This is a genomic window from Vibrio sp. V39_P1S14PM300, assembly GCF_009904765.1.
GTDB classification, from domain to species: domain Bacteria; phylum Pseudomonadota; class Gammaproteobacteria; order Enterobacterales; family Vibrionaceae; genus Vibrio; species Vibrio proteolyticus.
In genome coordinates this window covers 1-15256 of sequence record NZ_WXWP01000144.1, presented here as the reverse complement: position 1 = coordinate 15256, position 15256 = coordinate 1, and the positions used below count along the sequence as shown (strand labels likewise).

17 protein-coding genes are annotated in these 15256 nt (G+C 50.4%); 8 read left to right on the top strand and 9 right to left on the bottom strand.

Translation table 11 applies throughout. The features are described from left to right. Nucleotides 1-79: 79 nt before the first annotated feature. From CAG65_RS06875 to CAG65_RS06855, 5 genes are all read right to left on the bottom strand, one after another. A complete protein-coding gene (locus CAG65_RS06875; RefSeq protein ID WP_021703775.1) occupies nt 80-535 on the bottom strand; it encodes an NfeD family protein in 456 nt (151 codons plus the stop codon). Between the two features lie 7 nt (nt 536-542). Next, a complete protein-coding gene (locus CAG65_RS06870) occupies nt 543-1469 on the bottom strand; it encodes an SPFH domain-containing protein (protein WP_161453022.1) in 927 nt (308 codons plus the stop codon). A gap of 132 nt (nt 1470-1601) precedes the next feature. Next, a complete protein-coding gene (locus tag CAG65_RS06865) occupies nt 1602-2456 on the bottom strand; it encodes a co-chaperone YbbN (protein WP_161453020.1) in 855 nt (284 codons plus the stop codon). 312 nt (nt 2457-2768) lie between these two features. After that, nucleotides 2769-3593, bottom strand: a complete 825-nt coding sequence (locus CAG65_RS06860; protein WP_161453018.1) for an SDR family oxidoreductase — start codon at nt 3591-3593, stop codon at nt 2769-2771. A gap of 48 nt (nt 3594-3641) precedes the next feature. Next, on the bottom strand, nt 3642-4556 hold the full coding sequence (locus CAG65_RS06855) for a TIGR01777 family oxidoreductase (protein WP_161453016.1): 915 nt from the start codon (nt 4554-4556) through the stop codon (nt 3642-3644). Between the two features lie 261 nt (nt 4557-4817). Here CAG65_RS06855 and CAG65_RS06850 point away from each other — a divergent pair, with 261 nt between their 5' ends. Genes CAG65_RS06850 through yfcE form a run of 5 tightly spaced genes read left to right on the top strand, consistent with a single transcriptional unit; the run spans nt 4818 to nt 7680 of the window. Next, nucleotides 4818-5552 carry a DUF1538 domain-containing protein gene (locus CAG65_RS06850; protein WP_040902221.1) on the top strand — a complete coding sequence of 245 codons (735 nt, stop codon included), beginning with the start codon at nt 4818-4820 and terminating at the stop codon, nt 5550-5552. Next, nucleotides 5549-6343 (top strand): DUF1538 domain-containing protein, encoded by a 795-nt coding sequence (locus CAG65_RS06845; RefSeq protein WP_021703781.1) that lies wholly within the window; start codon nt 5549-5551, stop codon nt 6341-6343. Before CAG65_RS06850 ends, CAG65_RS06845 begins: the two co-directional genes overlap by 4 nt. Further along, nucleotides 6333-6683 carry a P-II family nitrogen regulator gene (locus tag CAG65_RS06840; RefSeq protein ID WP_021703782.1) on the top strand — a complete coding sequence of 117 codons (351 nt, stop codon included), beginning with the start codon at nt 6333-6335 and terminating at the stop codon, nt 6681-6683. Before CAG65_RS06845 ends, CAG65_RS06840 begins: the two co-directional genes overlap by 11 nt. Next, a complete protein-coding gene (locus CAG65_RS06835; RefSeq protein ID WP_021703783.1) occupies nt 6680-7102 on the top strand; it encodes a CBS domain-containing protein in 423 nt (140 codons plus the stop codon). The genes CAG65_RS06840 and CAG65_RS06835 overlap by 4 nt, the downstream gene beginning before the upstream one ends. Before the next feature lie 32 nt (nt 7103-7134). Continuing rightward, nucleotides 7135-7680, top strand: a complete 546-nt coding sequence (yfcE, locus tag CAG65_RS06830) for a phosphodiesterase (RefSeq protein WP_021703784.1) — start codon at nt 7135-7137, stop codon at nt 7678-7680. A gap of 36 nt (nt 7681-7716) precedes the next feature. Here the strand turns inward: yfcE and CAG65_RS06825 are convergent, their stop codons facing one another. The 3 genes from CAG65_RS06825 to CAG65_RS06815 all read right to left on the bottom strand — a co-directional run bounded on the left by CAG65_RS06825 (nt 7717) and on the right by CAG65_RS06815 (nt 9531). After that, nucleotides 7717-7995, bottom strand: a complete 279-nt coding sequence (locus CAG65_RS06825) for a SelT/SelW/SelH family protein (RefSeq protein WP_021703785.1) — start codon at nt 7993-7995, stop codon at nt 7717-7719. Between the two features lie 147 nt (nt 7996-8142). Beyond that, the gene (locus CAG65_RS06820) at nt 8143-8658 is read right to left on the bottom strand and encodes a regulatory protein ToxS (protein WP_161453014.1); all 516 of its coding nucleotides are present in this window, start codon (nt 8656-8658) and stop codon (nt 8143-8145) included. Nucleotides 8659-8670: 12 nt separating this feature from the next. Continuing rightward, complete coding sequence (locus tag CAG65_RS06815; RefSeq protein ID WP_161453012.1) at nt 8671-9531, bottom strand: winged helix-turn-helix domain-containing protein; 861 nt, start codon at nt 9529-9531, stop codon at nt 8671-8673. Between the two features lie 259 nt (nt 9532-9790). Here CAG65_RS06815 and htpG point away from each other — a divergent pair, with 259 nt between their 5' ends. From htpG to hemH, 3 genes are all read left to right on the top strand, one after another. Then, nucleotides 9791-11698: a molecular chaperone HtpG gene (gene htpG / locus CAG65_RS06810; protein ID WP_161453010.1), complete on the top strand. Its 1908-nt coding sequence runs from the start codon at nt 9791-9793 to the stop codon at nt 11696-11698. A gap of 303 nt (nt 11699-12001) precedes the next feature. Next, nucleotides 12002-12646: an adenylate kinase gene (gene adk / locus CAG65_RS06805; protein ID WP_021703789.1), complete on the top strand. Its 645-nt coding sequence runs from the start codon at nt 12002-12004 to the stop codon at nt 12644-12646. A 128-nt stretch (nt 12647-12774) separates the two neighbouring features. After that, entirely contained in the window at nt 12775-13740 is a 966-nt protein-coding gene (gene hemH, locus CAG65_RS06800) for a ferrochelatase (protein WP_161453008.1), read from the top strand. A gap of 79 nt (nt 13741-13819) precedes the next feature. Here hemH and dtpA read toward each other — a convergent pair. Further along, a partial coding sequence (gene dtpA, locus CAG65_RS06795) for a dipeptide/tripeptide permease DtpA (protein WP_161453006.1) occupies nt 13820-15256 on the bottom strand: 1437 nt, incomplete at its 5' end.

Here is a 15256-nt window from a genome sequence, read left to right as displayed (position 1 = left end):
TAATAAGTGTTTATATTGTGTTTCTGTGAATAAGAGTGACTATAGGTGTTTCCCTTGCGTGAAACACCTAATAAATTGATTAATTTTTTACGGGTGTAATGACGAGAATAATACCATCTACGGCAACCACTTCGACCAGACTGCCCGCGCTGATCTCTTGTTCAGAGTGGGCAGACCAAGTGGTATCACCCAGCTTTATTCGATTTGCACCAATCACGACATCTTGCTCCAGACGGATACGCTGCCCGATCAACTGCTTCTGTTTCTGATTCAGATTTCGCTGGGCATCTTCACTGCGGTCGCGCGTGAGTTGTCTGCGCCACCACAACCAGGTGGTAGCCAGCGAAAATACTCCGAATGCCACCCATTGCAGTTGCCAGCTCATCGGGAGTAAGGTCATCAGTAGCCCAACCAATAATGCCGAGATCCCAAGCCACAAAAAGTAGCCAGCTGTACCGAGCAGCTCAATCGCTAGCAAGATCAGACCGAAAGCCAGCCAGTGCCAGTAGTTCATTTGTTCAAGTAGTGGAATCACGTGCACCTCAGTGATCGGAAGGTTGTTGGCTGTGTTTGAACATTTCTGCGATACCGGCGATGGAGCCCATCAGCCCAGATGCTTCCAAAGGTAGCATGACGATTTTGCCGTTTTCGGCCTGACCAATGGATTTGAGAGCATCGGTGTAGCCTTGGGCGATAAAGTAGTTCACCGCCTGCATGTCACCCTGAGCAATCGCATTCGATACCATTTCGGTGGCCTTCGCTTCCGCTTGAGCCGCGCGCTCACGCGCTTCTGCCTGCAGAATTGCGGCCTGCTTCTGGCCTTCCGCTTTGAGGATCTCGGATTGTTTTTGTCCTTCTGCGCGCAAAATTTCAGCCTGACGGATCCCCTCGGCTTCAAGGATTTCCGCTCGTTTGTTACGTTCAGCTTTCATTTGCGCGTTCATGGCGGCTGTCAAATCAGTCGGGGGGCGCACATCTTTAATCTCAATCCGGGTGACCTTAACTCCCCAGGGGTTGGTCGCCTGGTCAACAATCGACAACAGCTTGGTGTTGATCATATCGCGTTGACTCAGCATCTCATCCAATTCGAGTGAACCGAGAACCGTCCGGATGTTGGTCAGAGTCAGGTTACGGATAGCATGCTCAAGATCATTCACTTCATAAGCGGCTTTGGCCGCATCGATGACTTGCACGAAACAAACCGCATCTATGGTCACGTTGGCGTTATCTTTCGATATCACTTCCTGAGCTGGAATGTCGAGTACGCGTTCCATCATGTTGATTTTATGCCCGATGCGATCAATAAACGGGATGATCATGTTGAGGCCGGGTTTTAACGTATGGGTGTAGCGGCCAAAGCGTTCAACCGTCCAGTGGTTCCCTTGCGAAACGGTTTTTATCCCTGCCGCTATCACAATCACAGCGACGGCGATAAAGACGCCAATGGTAATGAGGGAGTCAACAGCCATGACGATGTGTCCTTATTGTGGTTTTGATCTAGCCAGTATAAGGCATATCACGCGGCAATAACGGCTAGATATCAAGTTTTTACGATCAAAAAAGGCCGGGCTATCCGGCCTTTCATCGACGGTAAGTGGAAGTTAATAGAGCAGAGAATAAAGCTGACGACGATATTTGGCAGCGATCGCATTGCCTTGTCCGAGAGCGCTAAGCACATCCATAAAGGTTTTCTTGATTTCGCCATCCAGTGCATTGAGATCGCCGCGCAGCATCGTCCACATCAGTTCCAAAGCTTCTTCATCACGTTGGACCTGATGATATTGAATCGCCAGATCGTGGGCGAGTTGCACGTTGGTCGGATCCTGGCTGAATTGACTCTCCAGAGCCTGAATCTCGGGACTGTCTGCGGCTTGTTTGTGGAGTTCCAGTTTGGCGATCAGGCTTTTATAGGCATTGTCCTGGTATTCGAGCGGAATTGTGGCGAGTAGTGCCTCTGCCTGATCGAACTGTTGGGTTTCCAGCAGACACTGTGCCGTCACCAGTTTCACGTCCCCCTTGAGTTGGATCTCCTCGGTAAGGGTTTGCAACAATGACAACGCCTGTGCGTAGTTGTGCTCATCGACCAGCTCCATCGCTTGACGCAGAACCAGCTCATCCTGACTTGGCAGATGTTTGATCAACATCTGTTCAATGGCGTCGATCGGTTGTGGACCTCCCAGTCCATCGACTGGTTGACCGTTCACGAACAATGCGATGGTCGGCAAGGCCTGGACACCAAATTGCATGGCGATAGCCTGCTGTTGTTCGCAGTTGAGCAAAGCCAGGGTAAAGGCGCCTGCGTAGTTTTGTGCCAGCGTTTGCAGTTCGGGAATGATCGCCGCACTTTCTTGACTCATCGGGGCCCAGAAATGAATCAGTACCGGAGTCTGTACAGAGCCCTCGAGCACTTCGCGAAAATTCTGCTCGGTCAGTTCCACAATGGAGGCGGTTTGCATAGTAAAAATCCTTGCTCACTTGAGTTATTACCTTAGAGGTAAGGGTGAATTCGGCATTTATCAAGCGTTTGAGGTGGTTAAATACAAAAAACACCGCAGAAGCGGTGTTTTTTGTTGCTCCCAAAGGGAGGCAGGCAAGCAAAGGTGTCAGAAAACCAGAAATAGAGTTAGCGCAACACCCACACTGAGCCAATTTAATTGCTTTAGGGTCATAGTCATATTCCGCCGAATGCAACGCTGTGTTGTTGTGGATAGAGCTTTCCAGCTTCAGGAGGGAGAATGACACACCTTTATTACGGATTAATGACACCATCATGCCGCACGGCGCAAAAGAGCATCGAGCCAGCGCGATGGCAACAGGCGTTTAAGATACCAGAACACTTTGGTTGGTGTGGTGATCCGGTAGCGCAGTTTTGGCCGCGAGGATTCAAGGGCATGAATGAGTGGATCAACACAAGCGGATGCGGGCAAGACAAATGCATTACCGGATTTATCCTTCTCCAATCTGGCTAACTGTTGCTCGTATTGTGTCTGATGGGGACTGCCGGGCACCGTGATCCAGCGCTGAAAGGCGAGCAGCGCGTTTGCGCGAAAACGGGTTTCGATCGGACCGGGTTCAATCAGTGAGATATGGACGCCGCTACCATGTAACTCAAGACGCAGAGTATCCGTCCAGCCTTCCAGAGCAAACTTTGATGCGTTATAAGCGCCGCGATACTTCATGGCGGCAAAGCCCAGCACCGAACTGTTTTGTATGATGCGTCCCTGGTGCTGGCGAAGCACCGGAAGCAGTTGCCGTACCAGTTCATGCCAGCCGAAAAAATTGGTTTCAAATTGAGCTCTGAGCGCATCGGTCGGCAGATCTTCCAGAGCGCCAGGCTGACCATAAGCGCCGTTATTGAACAGCGCATCCAGTTGGCCATCGCACAGTGACAACGCCTGTTGTACGCCCTCAGTGATGCTGTCACAGTCAGAGAGATCGAGCTGAATGCACGTTATTCCTTCGGCGCGTAAACGTTCGACGTCTTCACGTCGACGACATGACGCAATCACGCGATAGCCGCGTTGATGCAACGCGTGTGTGCACTCGTACCCGATGCCGGAGGAGCAACCTGTTATAAGAATCGACTTGCCCATAGCAAACCCACTTAATTCATTGATCTACAGTGACTTAAGGGTACCGGATTAGTCTTCGTGTTGTAACAGGTTTTTCAGGGCCGGCTCCAGACGGGAGTAACTGAACTGGAAGCCAAGCTCTGTCAGGCGTTTGGGCTTAGCGCGGACGCTATCAAATAACAACACTGAACTTTCGCCCATCGCCAGTTTCAGAGCCCACTTAGGTGTAAACAAGAGATGAGGTCGCCGCAGCGTTTTTGCCAGTGTGCCACTGAAGTGTCTATTGGTGACCGGATGAGGAGCGCAAAAGTTAAATGCACCATGCGCGTGCGTGGTTTCGAGCAGGTAGACAATACCGCGCACCATATCGAGGATGTGAATCCAGGGCCAATATTGTTTACCGTTACCGATTGGGCCACCTAGCCCGAGCTTGTATGGTAGTAGCATTTTCGCCAGAGCGCCGCCGTCGTGACCAAGCACCAAACCGGTGCGCAATAAGCAGACTCGGGTGTCGTCGGAGCGGGCACGTTTGGCTATGGCTTCCCATTCGGCGCACACTTGATGGGGAAAACCGTTGTTGTGCACATGCAGACTCTCATCAAAAGGATGCTGTTGTTGGTCGCCGTAATAACCTACCGCCGAGCCACTGATGAAAACACCTGGTGGTTGTGTACTGGCATGCATCAGTTCGACCAGTTGTTCTGTCAGTGACCAGCGGCTCTGACAAATGCGCTTTTTTTGGGCACGGGTCCAGCGCTTGTCGGCAATCGGCTCACCAGCCAGATTGATGACCGCATCGAAGTCATTGAGATCATGAAAGTCATCCAGAGTGGTCATATAGCGAACATTACCCAGATCAGCGTGCTTGATCAGGCGTTTGGTGTTGTCCACGTTTCTGGTCAGCAGAACGATCTGATGGGTAGCCAGATGTTTAAGCAGCTCTTTGCCGATAAACCCTGAACCGCCAGTCAGTAATATTCTCATCCGTGTCTCCTCATTCCGGAAGCCATGTTGTGGGGGAACATCCGGTTTATACGAACTGATTCGTCAATCAGGCACTTTCAATTATAGCGACTTGTTGCTCGTGATGCTGCTAATCGCACAGTATGTTATGCATCAGGTTTTATTCAACTTCACGTTTTTTTACATTTAGTTACGTTTCTGTCCAGGACGATAATTCCATCACACCGATCAGGCGCTTGGTTTGCCATCATAAAAACAACTGGACGGCATACCGGAGGACGAGTGAGGGCATTGGGAGCATTGTTGCGGGCGTTGCTCAGCAGTCTTCGGGATTTGCTGCCGATCATCGTGGTGATCGGTTTTTTTCAATTGGTGGTTTTGCAGGAGCCTCTGCCACAAATGGGGGCGATTCTGTCGGGCTTGCTGCTGGTGGTACTCGGGCTGACGTTGTTTGTTTTTGGTTTGGAAATGGGGCTGTTTCCAATCGGAGAATCGATGGCAAAAGCGTTTGCGCGCAAAGGCAGCATCTTCTGGCTGATGACATTTGCATTTGGACTCGGGTTTAGTACCACAGTTGCGGAGCCTGCGCTGACCGCTGTTGCGGCGGAAGCGGCAGAAGTGGCTGCAGAAGGAGGGGTGATCACCAACAATCAGATGCAGCGTGAATCCTACGCCAATGGACTGAGACTGACGGTGGCACTGTCGGTTGGTGTGGCGATTATGTTGGGGGTGTTACGGATCCTCAAAGGCTGGCCGATCCATTATGTGATCATTGCGGGTTATCTCGGCGTGATGGTGTTAACCAGTTTTGCGCCTAAATGGATCATTGGTGTGGCGTATGACTCGGGCGGAGTGACCACTTCCACCATCACGGTTCCTCTGGTGACAGCGCTCGGCGTGGGGCTTGCCTCTTCGATAAAAGGTCGCAATCCCATGCTGGACGGGTTTGGTTTGATCGCGTTTGCATCTCTATTGCCAATGATGTTTGTCATGGTTTACGGAATGGTATTGTCATGATGGCTCTGAGCGCGTTTTTGCACACGTTATGGGATACCATTCACGATGTTATTCCTATTACCACCCTGATTTTTGGCTTCCAACTGGTGATTTTACGTAAACCAGTGACCAATCTTCCTAAAGTTTTGCTGGGCTTTGTGTATGTCATCATCGGTCTGTCTTTGTTTTTGCTTGGTCTGGAGATGGCGTTATTTCCGCTCGGGGAAACCATGGCGAGACAACTGACGGCACCGGACTTCCTGGCACAAGTGCGCGTCAGTGTCGGTGGGGTACTCGACTGGCTGGATTATTACTGGGTCTATCTGTTTGCATTTCTGATTGGGTTTAGTACGACGATTGCGGAGCCGTCGTTGATCGCGGTCGCGATCAAAGCCAATCAGGTCTCAGGGGGGACCATCAGTGTAAACGGGTTGCGCATTGCGGTTGCGATTGGAGTAGCCGTCGGTATTGCACTGGGTAGCTACCGGATTGTGGTCGGCGACCCGATCCATTACTACATCATCGCCGGATACCTGATTGTGGTGATTCAAACCTACTACGCTCCCAAAATGATCGTGCCCCTGGCTTATGACTCCGGAGGCGTGACGACATCAACCGTGACTGTTCCGTTGGTGGCCGCACTCGGATTGGGGCTGGCATCGACGGTGCCTGGCCGGAACCCAATGATTGATGGGTTTGGCTTGATCGCTTTTGCCAGCCTGTTTCCGATAATTTCAGTGATGGGCTACGCTCAGATTACACGCTGGCTCAACCGAGAAGCTTGCATTCAGGAGGATGAAGATGCGCTTTAAACTGATTCTGGCATTTGTGGAAGATAGCAAAACCGACAAAGTGCTGGATGCCGCCCGTGAGGCAGGGGCGACTGGGGCGACGGTGATCAACAATGCCCGCGGACAGGGACTGAATCAGAAACGAACGTTTTTTGGTCTGACCCTCGAAGTACAGCGCGATGTGGTGTTGCTGGTGGTTGAAGAGCATCTGTCACGGCAGATCCTAGAAACCATCAGCGAGGTTGGGGAGTTTGATGAAGAGTCCGGTCAGGGGATCGCTGTTCAGATTGATATCGAGGACGCGGTCGGGGTGGCTCATCAGGTGGAACGTCTGACGAAAGTGGTGGAGGATGAACTATGAAAAGTCATACGGTGATTCGAGTCAGAGATGTCATGGCCAACACTTATGTGATGATTGACGGTCTGACGACAGTGCATGAAGGCATTGCCTTGGCGCGGCAGCACGAAGTGAAAGCCCTGGTGGTCAGTAAGCGCCATGATGACGATGAATTCGGACTGGTGTTAATGAACGACATCGCGAAAAAGGTTCTGGCGCAAAATCGCTCCCCCAAGCGCACCAATATCTACGAGATCATGACCAAGCCGGCCTTATCGGTTTCACCGGAGATGAACGTTAAATATTGTGCTCGGCTGTTTGAGCGTTTTGGGATCAGCCGTGCTCCGGTGATTGAGAATGGTCGCGTCATTGGTATGGTCAGTTACAACAACATTGTGATTAATGGCATGGCATTGGATGACGAAGAAAGCCAAACGGCGTAGAATTTCCTTATAAACAGTAAGGAGGTGACGTTGTGAAACTCTTTTTCGCATCCGATTTACATGGGGATTTGGCTGCAACAGAACGCACGTTAGCGCAATATCAGCGTTTGGGGTGTGATGGATTGATCCTGTTGGGTGATATGCTCAACCACGGGCCGAGAAACCCGATCCCGGAGCATTATCAGCCGAGCGCCGTGGCTGAGGCTCTCAACCAGTACGCATCCGAGATTATTGCGGTTCGGGGCAATTGTGACAGTGAGGTCGATCAGATGTTGCTGCAGTTTCCGATGATGGCCGATTATGCGTGGGTGATGTTGCCTTCCGGTCAGCGTCTGTTTCTGACTCACGGTCATTTGTACAATGCTGAAAAACGCCCGCCGCTGCGCGATGGTGATGTTATTGTGCATGGACACACCCATGTTCCGGTTGCAGAGCGCAACCAACAACAGTTTATTTTCAATCCGGGGTCAGTCACGTTCCCGCGTAACGGTTTACCACCCAGTTATGGTCTTTATCATCAAGGCCGATTCGAAGTGCGCAGTTTTGACGAGCAGGTTATGGTGCACACTCCGTTGTAAACCCAAACCGGCAGGGCTGCGTCTTGGCTGCCCTGTTTATTTAGAATCGGAGTGACCTAAATTGCGCTCCGGGGCGATGATATCGCGCACCCGTTGTTTGAGTTGTTTTGCTTCCGGAAAGCCCCCTTCTGCTTTGCGCTCCCATATCCGCTGACCATTACAGAACACTTCAAATCGTCCGCCTGTATCGGGATGCAATGCAACCTGTTCAGTTTCTTCGCTGAAGGTGTGGAGTAATTCTTGCGCCAGCCAGGCAGAACGAAGCATCCAATTGCATTGGCGGCAGTAGTAAATATCAATACGTGCTTTTTCCATCTGTCCCTCTTTGGAGTGTATTGCTCAGGATCGAGTTAGGAAAAACATCATGCGGGGGCGGGCTCGTTGGGTCAAGTGGCCGCTTGGGCTGGTCGGTTTTTACAGCGAACTAAAAGGGGCATGAAAATGCCCCTAATCGTATGTGGTTTAGTTGGTAAACAAGACCGTTGAGCCGTGGCTTAGGCTAGTTAGCAACAGCGATTTCTCGTTGATCACGTCGATACGACGGCTTTGTTGCGCATCCATCTTAAAGATCTGAGTGATGAGCTCCAACTGCTCCTGAGTGAAATCTTTTGAGTCGGCAGACGAAATGTCTTTGAACTCGGTCGGTGTGATCAGCAGATAATTATCGCTAATGTTCCACTCACCCGTTTCCGAAATATTGATCACACTCTGATTTGCGGTGTTTTCAGCAAACAGACGTACTGATGAGACGCGAATATACGTGCCATTTGGCAGATACTTTACATTCGAGTCCACTGCGACTTTACGCAGCGGCCCTACTGAACTTTCTGGAATCTTGTCGGTGATCACGGTGACCATCTTCGATTGCCACTCTTTGGCGGTCAGTACCTGCTCCACTTTCAGATCGCTGCCCCAATAGAGCCAGCCGCTGAAAGCCGCGGATAACGCCAGAATTAATACTGCAATTTTTTCGTTCATTCTTCTCGGCCCTTATTTACACACTTTTCCCAGGTCTTCCTGCTCGGCAAATATGCGCACAGTGATGTTTTCACCGGATTGAGCGATGGAATGAATGTAATTGAGGATGAGCTGATTGTTCTGCCCACCGGTCGCGATGATTTGATCGGGCTTGCTGCGATCAGCGTGAGATTCATTGTATTTTCTCACACATTGTTCGATGGATGGCAGCCAGCGCGACAGGTCCGGGTGATTGATTGGGGTCATCACCGGGACGTTGTCATAAATTGCCAGTTCACGGAATTTCGACTCAGACGGGTTGGTAAATAGCACCACACACAACGGCAGTAAGATAGCCACTAATAACAGGATCTTGGTCAGCATGCTGGTTTTTGCCCGGCGTACCGGGGTTGATGTTGGCGTCACTGACGGCTGCGGTTCAGTCACGCTTTCGCTCTCTGCGGATGGGGGGAGACCATCGGCGGAAACGATTGCGCTCTCTTCCGTGTCAATCTCGTCCTGGCCGGTATTTTCCTGACCCGATAGCGGGGCAGAGCGCTCAACGTTACAAATCAACTGATAACCACGTTTGGGGACGGTTTTCACAAACTGGGGGGATTTTGTGGAATCTTTCAACATTTTGCGTAATGTTGAAATGGCCTGGGTCAGGCTCGAGTCATCCACTTCAAAACCTTGATCACGCCAGACGAACTCGTGCAGATCATTGCGCGAGACAACCTCGTTAGGGCGCTCAGACAGCATCAGCAGGATACGACTTTCGTTGCTGCCGAGTCTGACAACCTCATTGTCATTTGACTGATCGACCAGTGAGTGACTATTGGGGTCAAAAGTAAATCGGTTAGCTAAGATAAACTTTGTGCCTATGTTACTCATTTAGCTCTTCTTATAATTGGACTGTTTGGTCAGTTTAATTCCGGAATCGGCTCTCTAAAATAGCAAACTGGAACAGGGGAATTTAGATAAATTGATAACTTGCCGCCCGAGGATAACTCAAAACAAATCAAAAAAAATATTGTTTTTATGGTTTTTGACCTTGAATTTACATTTGTCATCCTCATGTTAAATAGCAAATATCAATAGTCTCCGACGGCCATTCCGCCGGAGATCCGGTCCAAGATGTCATGGAGTTAACATGAGCGAAACAGCTACACAGAACAAAGAAACTCGTGGTTTCCAGTCTGAAGTAAAACAGCTACTTCACTTGATGATTCATTCTCTTTATTCAAACAAAGAGATTTTCCTGCGTGAACTGATCTCGAACGCATCCGATGCGTCAGACAAATTACGTTTCCAGGCTCTTTCTGATCCGGATTTGTATCAGGGTGATGCTGACCTGGGCGTCAAGCTGTCGTTTGATCAGGACAACAACACATTGACCATTTCCGACAACGGTATTGGTATGAGCCGCGAAGATGTGATTGAGCATCTGGGTACCATTGCCAAATCCGGAACCGCGGAATTCTTCTCCAAACTGTCGCAAGAGCAGAGTAAAGATTCTCAACTTATCGGCCAGTTTGGTGTCGGCTTTTACTCGGCATTTATTGTGGCTGATGCGGTGACGGTACGCACTCGCGCGGCTGACCAGCCTGCTGATCAGGCGGTGCAGTGGTATTCGCAAGGCGAAGGTGAGTACACCATCGAAACCATCAGCAAAGAGAGTCGTGGTACGGACATCATTCTTCACATGCGCGAAGACGGCAAAGAGTTTTTGAACGAATGGCGTTTGCGTGAGGTGATTGGTAAATATTCTGATCACATCGGTATTCCAGTGTCGATTCAGACCCAAGTCCGTGATGAAGAAGGCAACGAAACAGGGGAAACCAAGTGGGAGCAGATCAACAAAGCTCAGGCTCTGTGGACGCGTAACAAGTCAGACATCAGTGATGACGAGTACAACGAATTCTACAAGCACGTGTCCCACGATTTTGCGGACCCACTGCTTTGGAGCCACAACCGTGTCGAAGGCAAAAACGACTACACCAGCCTGTTGTATATCCCGGCCAAAGCGCCTTGGGATATGTTCAACCGTGACCACAAATCTGGTCTGAAGTTGTACGTCCAGCGTGTCTTTATCATGGACGACGCTGAGCAGTTCATGCCGTCATATCTGCGTTTCGTACGAGGTCTGATTGATTCCAATGACCTGCCGCTGAACGTCTCGCGTGAAATTCTGCAAGACAACAAAGTGACACAGTCTTTGCGAAATGCCTGTACCAAACGGGTGCTGACCATGTTGGAACGTCTGGCGAAAAACGACGCGGATAAGTATCAGAGTTTCTGGAAAGAGTTCGGTCTGGTAATGAAAGAAGGCCCGGCGGAAGACTTTAGCAACAAAGAAAAGATTGCCGCTCTGCTGCGCTTTGCGTCGACAGAGGTGGACTCGGATGAGCAGTCGGTGGATCTGGCCTCGTATGTTGAGCGAATGAAAGAAGGTCAGGACAAGATCTATTACCTGACGGCGGACAGCTACGCTGCGGCGAAGAGCAGCCCACACCTGGAGCAGTTCAAAGCCAAAGGCATTGAAGTTATTCTGATGTACGATCGCATCGATGAGTGGCTGATGAACTACCTGACCGAATTTGATGGCAAATCTTTCCAGTCAATCACCAAAGCCGGCTTAGATCTGAGCCAGTTTGAGGATGACGCGGAAAAAGAGAAGCGCAAAGAGACGGAAGAAGAGTTCAAGTCGGTGGTGGAACGCACCAAAACTTACCTGGGTGAACGAGTAAAAGAAGTGCGCACAACCTTCAAGCTGGCGTCGACGCCGGCGGTAGTGGTGACCGATGATTTTGAAATGGGCACCCAGATGGCGAAATTGCTGGCGGCCGCCGGACAAGCGGTGCCAGATGTGAAGTACATTTTCGAGATCAACCCGGATCACCCGCTGGTCAAGCGCATGGCGGATGAAGCAGACGAAGCTGCATTTGGTCGCTGGGTTGAAGTACTGTTGGGGCAGGCGATGCTGGCTGAACGGGGGTCAATGGAAGATCCATCTCAGTTCCTTGGCGCGATTAACAGCCTTTTGACTAAGGTGGAATAATCGCATTGCACGGGAAAAAGCTCGCTTCTGGCGAGCTTTTTGTTTCATGCAGGCTGTACAAAGGCTGAAAAAGGTTAACTGTTTCATTTTCTGCAGTGAAAAACCGTTCAGTTTGCATTCTTTAGTCGTAAACCCGGCCTCGGGAGTCATTTTTATGGTAGAATTCGGGGCTTGAATGTCATAACTAAGGCGTGTATTTTGCTTGCCTGTTTATGATTATTATTACCTTATACCGAAACTTACCGTAGCGTAGGGCGCGATTGTGAGCTTCGGTATAAACATCATTTCTAAAGAGGATTAAACATGCGCATCATTCTTCTAGGTGCTCCAGGTGCAGGTAAAGGCACACAAGCTCAGTTCATCATGGAGAAGTTTGGTATTCCACAAATCTCTACTGGTGACATGCTGCGTGCTGCTATCAAAGCGGGTACTGAGCTTGGCAAACAAGCGAAAGCTGTAATTGATGCTGGTCAGCTGGTTTCAGACGATATCATTCTGGGTCTGATCAAAGAGCGTATCGCTCAGGATGATTGTGAGAAAGGCTTCCTGCTGGATGGCTTCCCTCGCACCATTCCTCAAGCTGATGGCCTAAAAGAGATGGGCATTGACATCGACTACGTAATCGAATTCGACGTTGCGGACAATGTTATCGTTGAACGTATGGCGGGTCGTCGTGCGCACCTGGCTTCTGGTCGTACTTACCATGTTGTTTACAACCCGCCGAAAGTGGAAGGGAAAGACGACGTCACTGGTGAAGATCTGGTTGTACGTGATGACGATAAAGAAGAGACTGTACGCGCGCGTCTGGGGGTATACCACGAGCAAACCGCACCTCTGATTGAGTACTACGGTAAAGAAGCGGCGGCGGGCAACACCCAGTACCTGAAATTCGACGGTACCAAAGCGGTGGCTGAAGTGAGTGCGGATATTGAGAAAGCACTGGCATAATTGGCTATCGGCTGGTAATTCAGATTTGTTATAGTAAAGCGACCCGTAATGGGTCGCTTTTTTTATGAACCCTTGCCTTGTGCTGTACGTACATCTTAGGTTCTTTCACGTATAAGCTTTTGGTGTCTATGAAGAATTACAAAAAACTGGGCGTGTTGCTGGTCAATCTGGGGACGCCTGATGAACCGACTGCTCCGGCAGTGAAACGTTTTCTGAGCCAGTTTCTCCATGATCATCGGGTAGTCGATCTGACTCGTTGGCTGTGGTGTCCGTTATTGCATAGTGTGATCTTACCTGTTCGGGCGCCGAAGGTCGCCAAACTGTATCAGAGTGTCTGGATGGATGAAGGCTCTCCGTTGTTGGTGTTTTCCAAGCGTCAGGCTCAAAAACTGCAAGCACGACTGAACCTGCCAGTTGAAATTGGTATGACGTATGGGAATCCGAGTCTGCAAACTGGGGTGGAAGCGTTGATGGCGCAAGGGGTAGAACACATCCTTGTGTTGCCTTTGTATCCACAATATTCCGGTACTACGACAGCCGCAGTGTCTGATGGCTTGACGAAAGCGTTTAAAACAATGGCAGTGATCCCGGGCTATACATTGCTTCGCGATTATTACAACCATCCACTGTATATCAAAGCACTGGCGGCTAAAGTGCGCGCGTCCTGGCAACAAAACGGTCAAGGCGAGTTTTTGCTCTGCTCTTATCATGGCATCCCTAAGCGTTTTGCTGACAACGGCGATGTTTACCCACAACATTGCCAAGAGACAACTCGTTTACTGGGTGAAGAGCTGGGTTTGCCTGCTGACAAGATTGGTACCAGTTATCAGTCACGTTTTGGCCGCGAAGAGTGGCTCCAGCCTTATACGGATAAAACACTGGAAGCGTTGCCGTCTAAAGGTGTGCGCAATCTCGACATCATCAGTCCGGCATTTTCGGTCGACTGTCTGGAGACATTGGAAGAAATTTCCGAGCAGTGTCTGGAGATATTTCAACACGCAGGCGGGGAGCGTTTTACCTACATTGAGTGTTTGAACGACTCAGATCCACACATTGAGATGATGGAAACGCTGCTGGATCCTCATCTGTGTTGAGCGCCACCACAGGCATCAGTGCGTCAAATATAACAAACCCCGGCACTGGCCGGGGTTTTTTGGTGACTTAAATGTCCGATTAGGCGGTCGCTTGCTCAGATTGAGCGGCGGCGGTATCCACTTTTCCGTTACAAATTTTCGTCAATTTCGGTGCAATCAGGAACGTAACGACTGCAACCGCTGCGGTGACGTAACCGATCTTCGAGAATACATCCCCATAGATTTCCAAGGTCTGATGCGCGTCGGAGATACCAGCAGGTACCGAAGTCAGGCTGGCAACCCAGCCGGCGATCACGGCCGCGGTTGCAGAGGTCAGAAACCACATGCCCATGGCAAAGCCCATCATACGCTGAGGCACCAACTGAGCGACCATGGCCAGACCCAGACCAGATACCAGCAGCTCGCCCACCGACTGGAATGCGTAGCTGGCGATCAACCAGTTAGAACTGATGATGCCATCCGCGTTGGCGAAGTTGACACCCCAACCCAGTACCAGGAAGGAGAGCGCACACAGTACCATACCAGTGGCGAACTTAAATGGCATTGCCAGACGATCGCCCATCTTGCCATACAGCATCGCCAGAACCGGGCTGGCGATCATGATCCAGAATGGGTTCAGCGCCTGGAACTGTTCCGGAGCGACATTCATACCCAGAATATCGTGGGTTACGTTGTGAATGGCGAAGAAGTTCAGTGAGGTTGGCATCTGGAAATACAGAACGAAGAAAACCACACCCTGCAACATCAGAACGAAAGCCACGAGCATTTTGGCACGTTCCAGGCCGGTAATAGAAAACGCTTCTTTGAAGTAGAATGCCAGAATCGTCAGGCCAGCAATGACCAGGATGATGTGTGCCAGTGTCAGGTTCTGCAGCAGGTAGCTGCACACGAAGCTGGCTATCACAGCGCCGATAGCTACCATCAATAGTTTGCTCTTATCAACCGGCGCAAGATCCGCAGGTGAGCCGACACCTTTTAGCATGCGCTGACACATCACAAAGTTGACGACTGTGATGGCCAAGCCGATGGCACTGACACCAAACGCCATGCCATAGCCCATCCTCTCTGCAACGAGTGGCGTCAGGATCATCGAGAAGAACGACCCAAGATTGATCGCCATGTAATACATGGTGAAGGCGCCATCGAGGCGTGGATCGTTTTCCGGGTACACTTTTGCCAGCAAGCTGGATGGGTTGGCTTTGAACAAGCCGTTACCGACAGTAATAAAGCCCATCGCGATGTAGATCAGTGTTTCACCGCCAAAGTGTTGTTTAGTGGTTGATAGACCCAGTAACAGATAGCCGAACATTAGAATGATGGCACCAAGCGTGATTGCTCGCTTCGTACCGATCAGCTTGTCACCAATCCAGCCACCAGCTGCGACGAAACCAAACACCAGTGCAGAGAAAGCACCAAACAGGACAAACGAGTTTGACTCGTCCATCCCCATGATTTTCACCAAGTAGACGGTGAGAATGGCTTGCATGCCGTAGAAGCCGAAACGCTCCCAGAACTC

Coding starts and splice junctions, on each gene's coding strand:
- CAG65_RS06870 (WP_161453022.1), bottom strand. CDS start 1,469: ATGGCTGTTGACTCCCTCATTACCATTGGCGTCTTTATCGCCGTCGCT.
- CAG65_RS06860 (WP_161453018.1), bottom strand. CDS start 3,593: ATGGGCAAGTCGATTCTTATAACAGGTTGCTCCTCCGGCATCGGGTAC.
- CAG65_RS06835 (WP_021703783.1), top strand. CDS start 6,680: ATGAAAAGTCATACGGTGATTCGAGTCAGAGATGTCATGGCCAACACT.
- adk (WP_021703789.1), top strand. CDS start 12,002: ATGCGCATCATTCTTCTAGGTGCTCCAGGTGCAGGTAAAGGCACACAA.
- CAG65_RS06820 (WP_161453014.1), bottom strand. CDS start 8,658: ATGAACGAAAAAATTGCAGTATTAATTCTGGCGTTATCCGCGGCTTTC.
- CAG65_RS06815 (WP_161453012.1), bottom strand. CDS start 9,531: ATGAGTAACATAGGCACAAAGTTTATCTTAGCTAACCGATTTACTTTT.
- htpG (WP_161453010.1), top strand. CDS start 9,791: ATGAGCGAAACAGCTACACAGAACAAAGAAACTCGTGGTTTCCAGTCT.
- CAG65_RS06825 (WP_021703785.1), bottom strand. CDS start 7,995: ATGGAAAAAGCACGTATTGATATTTACTACTGCCGCCAATGCAATTGG.
- CAG65_RS06840 (WP_021703782.1), top strand. CDS start 6,333: ATGCGCTTTAAACTGATTCTGGCATTTGTGGAAGATAGCAAAACCGAC.
- hemH (WP_161453008.1), top strand. CDS start 12,775: ATGAAGAATTACAAAAAACTGGGCGTGTTGCTGGTCAATCTGGGGACG.
- CAG65_RS06855 (WP_161453016.1), bottom strand. CDS start 4,556: ATGAGAATATTACTGACTGGCGGTTCAGGGTTTATCGGCAAAGAGCTG.
- CAG65_RS06845 (WP_021703781.1), top strand. CDS start 5,549: ATGATGGCTCTGAGCGCGTTTTTGCACACGTTATGGGATACCATTCAC.
- CAG65_RS06865 (WP_161453020.1), bottom strand. CDS start 2,456: ATGCAAACCGCCTCCATTGTGGAACTGACCGAGCAGAATTTTCGCGAA.